Annotated in this window: 1 pseudogene; it reads left to right on the top strand. The window is 56.0% G+C overall.

Annotated elements, in window-relative coordinates:
• Positions 1-318: pseudogene (locus P0G09_RS17080) on the top strand (DEAD/DEAH box helicase family protein); the annotation flags it as partial.

Genomic DNA, 318 nt, shown 5'->3' with positions numbered 1-318 from the left:
CGTCCATCACCCTGCGGGAGCATCAGCTGGGAGCCATCGCTCATGTGCTGTACGGAGGCAATACGCTGCTGGCCCATGAGGTAGGCGCTGGCAAAACCTTTGAAATGGTGGCTGCCGCCATGTAGAGTAAGCGCCTGGGATTGTGCCAGAAATCCCTCTTTGTGGTGCCGAACCATTTGACCGAGCAGTGGGCTTCGGAGTTTCTGCGGATCTATCCCTCCGCCAACATCCTTGTCACTACCAAAAAGGACTTTGAGACCCACAACCGCAAGAAATTCTGCGCCCGGATTGCCACCGGCGTCTATGACGCTATCATCA

It is taken from the genome of Faecalibacterium sp. DFI.5.82, assembly GCF_029076575.1.
Lineage (GTDB): Bacteria > Bacillota > Clostridia > Oscillospirales > Ruminococcaceae > Faecalibacterium > Faecalibacterium duncaniae.
This window is presented reverse-complemented; position numbering and strand designations above follow the sequence as displayed.